Genomic DNA, 3,341 nt, shown 5'->3' with positions numbered 1-3,341 from the left:
CGAGGAAGCTCTGCGCTCCATCTCCCATCTCATTGACGGCAGCAAGCTGATCCGGYCKGCCATGCGGCCCGAAGGCGCGGGCAAGCTGCCGCCGGAGATTCATGCCGCCCTGCTGTACGCGATCCGGCATGAGATGGCGGCCAAGCCTGCAGACTTTCTGATCCGCCGGACCGGAGCATTGTTCTTCGACCGGGCGAGCGCGCTGCAGTGGAAGGACGCGGCAGCGGCGGTCATGGCTTCCGAGCTCGGTTATGGCGAAGAGACGATGAGTCGGTTCATGGCGGAGCTGGAGACGGAGCTGCGGGACGCGGTCGATGCCAAGCCGGACTCGGCCTTTGCCGAGCCGTAAAATAGAGCTGAAAATAGCTTTGGACTCCGGCACCGGATGGACGGCGGATGAGCCCGAATAGAGGATGTTCGGCTCCATGACGGTATGCACGGCATCCAGCCCTTCTTCACGGCAGGCCAAAAGGGCGGAACCCAGCGCAAGATTGCATAAAACGGCGGCATGGCGCGACTTCCAATTCCTTGGAAGGCGCGCCTGTTGTTTTCCCGCTTTTTTTCATCGGAATGAAAAACGGGGTGCCAAATCAGGAAATATATACAATCCGGTGTGTCGGAATGTGTATAATAGAGTAGGTTTATAGATCCACGTTCCATAGATTCATAGACATATTTCAAAGGAGTCATCCAAATGTCCCAACAAATTCTCAGGCCGATGGGAATCGGCCGCATCCTTGACCGAAGCTTCCAGCTTTACCGCACGCATTTTGTGACGCTGGCCATCCTCATGCTCGTCATGTACGGGCCGATGCTGCTGCTGGCAAGCGCCTTGATCGGGAACTCCGGAAGCCAATACGGCAGCCTGATCGAGCAGCTCCAGTCCGGCGGCGGCTTGGAATCTTACCTCGAATCGACCGTGGAGACGGAGAGCTCGGATATGTCCGCCGCAACAATTCTGTTCGGCATTCTCGGCATCATCGGCACGGCGCTGCTGTCGCCGGTCGTCATCGGCGCAATCGTCCATCTGGTGCGGGCGCAGGTCGACGGTGAACCGATACCTGGACCGGGCGAGCTGTTGAAGCGCAGCTTCCGCCGCTTTTGGCAGCTGATCGGCAGCTCCCTGCTTTTCGGCTTCATCAGCATGGGCTTGTACTTGCTGATTGTAGCCGTATTTGCGCTTGTATTCGGCATCCTGGTGGCTACTGCCCTCAGCGGAGGCGGCTCCGGCTCTTCGGCCGGATTAATTATTCTCATGATCATCGCGATTCCTGCTCTCGTAATCGGCATTTCCTTTTTCGTGCTCCGCTGGTCCTACTTCCTTCCTTACGTCGCCCTCGGCGAGGAAGGCGTCGGCATCGGCCGCAGCTGGAGAGTGACCAAGGGAAGCTTCTGGAGGCTGCTGCTCATGTATATCGTGCTCGGCATCATTCTTTATATCATTACGATCGTCCTCGGGTTGATCACAGGCCTATTCGGCGGGGGCGTCCTCTCGCAAATCCTCTACGGACTGGTGACGATTGTGATCGGGTCCTTGTGGATCCTTCCTTACGCCGTCAGCTTCTTCGATCTGCGCGTGCGCCGCGAGGGCTACGGCCTTGATTCTCTGCTCGGAGGCAATCCGGCCTATCCGGGCATGGCGCCGCCGCCGCCGGCTTCCTGGAACAACGAGGGGCCGCCGGACAACCGTCCATGAGTCAGCGCGAACAGCTGGAGGACATCCTCTCCGGCAGCGAATACGAGGCCTACCGCAATCAAGGCGGCGGATTTTCCTTTTGGGACTGGCTGCTCGAGAAGATCGGCCGGTTTCTGAGCTGGCTGCTGCCTGATCTGAAGCCAGGCGAAGGCACGCTCAACATCTTCGCTCTGGTTCTGGTGCTTGCGCTCGCGGGTCTGCTCGCCTGGATCGGCGTGCTGATCGCGCGGCGTTATTCCGGCGGAGGCAGGCTTCGCTCCAGAGACTATATGGCCTCCGGCGAGGAAAGCCGCTCCTGGAGGCATTATTGGGCGCAGGCGGAGAAGCATGCCGAGCTGGGAGCCTGGAGAGACGGAGTCAGGGCTGTTTTCCTGGCCCTTCTTTTTTATCTGGAACAAAGAGACATGCTCCGCGTCGAGCCATGGAAAACGAACCGCGAATATGCCGAGGAGCTGGCGGAATCCAATGCCGGGACGGCCGCAGGCTTCCTTCAGGCCGCGATGACTTTCGAACGCAGCTGGTACGGCCGCGGCGAAGTGACGGGGGAGCAGCTGGAGGCATTCCGCAGGCAGGCGGAGTCGCTCATGAAGGAAGCGGGTGATCCGGAGCCATGAAATGGAACAAGCGTTACGCGGCGCTGCTTGTTTGCGCGGCCTTATTCATCGGCATCGGCCTATGGGTCGCGAAGCCTGCAGTCAAGGACCAGCCGCCATGGCTCAGCTTCTCGGCCGACACGGACGGGCTGAAGGGCTGGCGCGAGCTGGTGGAGTCCGGACAGTCCCGCACGGGAGAGTGGAAGCTGCGCTGGGAGCGTCTGCCGGCAGGAAGCAACCAGCTGCTCGTCGTCGCGGAGCCGCTCGGCGTCGGACCGGAGGAGTGGACAGCTCTCAAGAGCTGGGTGCGCGCCGGCAACCATTTGATTCTTCTCGACCGCAATCCCGACAGCTTTTTCGGGTTTGAAACGGCCGAAACCGAAGGGCCGGACGCAGCCGCTGCGGACGGAGAGGACAAATCCGGCAATAGCGGCTCGGATAAATCCGCGCCCGTGCCGGTCGAGGCTCCGCTGCTGTCTGGCCGAAGCGGCCTCACGGCGCTGGCCTTGAGTCCGGTGCGGATCAACCCCGGCAAAGGAGACGAGGTGCTCGTCTCCGACAAGCAAGGCGTGCTCGCGAGCCGGATGAAGGTCGGCAGCGGCAGCGCGGCGCTCGTGCTGGAGCCGGAGTGGCTGCAGAACGGGGAGGCTTTGAAGGCTTCCCATCTCGATCTGATGTGGCCGCTGTTCGCCGAGGAGCGGACGTCGGTCCTGTTCGACGAAACTCATCACGGTTACGGAGTGAAGCCGGGCCTGTTTGCCATTTATCCGGTCTGGCTGCTGCTGGTCAGCATCCAGCTCGCGGCGGCGCTGGCGCTGTGGCTCTGGCTGAAGGGCAAGCGTTTCGGACCGGTCCATGTTCCGAGAGAATGGACCGTGCGCCGCGGCGATGAGACGGTCCGCGCGCTTGCGGCCTGGTACCATCGCAGCGGCTTGATGGAGGAGGCGCTGGAGCATGGGCGCCAGCGGCTGAGGCAGCTGCTCGCCCAGCGCTGGGGGCTCGGCCCCGACACCTCTCCCGCGCAGGCGGCTGCGGCGGCTCGAAGCCGCTGG

General features: G+C 61.8%; 4 protein-coding genes. All 4 read left to right on the top strand.

The genetic code is table 11. From position 1 onward, the window contains the following. The coding region (locus BN871_RS24120; protein ID WP_048749496.1) for a glycerol-3-phosphate dehydrogenase C-terminal domain-containing protein at window positions 1-349 on the top strand (349 nt) is incomplete at its 5' end. 345 nt (window positions 350-694) lie between these two features. Beyond that, window positions 695-1,696, top strand: a complete 1,002-nt coding sequence (locus tag BN871_RS24115) for a hypothetical protein (protein ID WP_021882175.1) — start codon at window positions 695-697, stop codon at window positions 1,694-1,696. Further along, the gene (locus BN871_RS24110; RefSeq protein WP_021882174.1) at window positions 1,693-2,310 is read left to right on the top strand and encodes a DUF4129 domain-containing protein; all 618 of its coding nucleotides are present in this window, start codon (window positions 1,693-1,695) and stop codon (window positions 2,308-2,310) included. Before BN871_RS24115 ends, BN871_RS24110 begins: the two co-directional genes overlap by 4 nt. Next, window positions 2,307-3,341: DUF4350 domain-containing protein (locus BN871_RS24105; protein WP_048749492.1), on the top strand; the 1,035-nt coding region annotated here is incomplete at its 3' end. The genes BN871_RS24110 and BN871_RS24105, both read left to right, overlap by 4 nt.

Source organism: Paenibacillus sp. P22 (assembly GCF_000469945.2).
Taxonomy (GTDB): Bacteria; Bacillota; Bacilli; order Paenibacillales; family Paenibacillaceae; genus Paenibacillus_O; species Paenibacillus_O humicus.
Note: the sequence above shows the minus strand (reverse complement) of the source record. Positions and strands in the feature narration are given on the sequence as shown.

What these genes read in the sequence shown, in the direction of transcription:
- BN871_RS24115 (WP_021882175.1), top strand. Translation starts at nt 695, where the DNA reads ATGTCCCAACAAATTCTCAGGCCGATGGGAATCGGCCGCATCCTTGAC.
- BN871_RS24110 (WP_021882174.1), top strand. Translation starts at nt 1,693, where the DNA reads ATGAGTCAGCGCGAACAGCTGGAGGACATCCTCTCCGGCAGCGAATAC.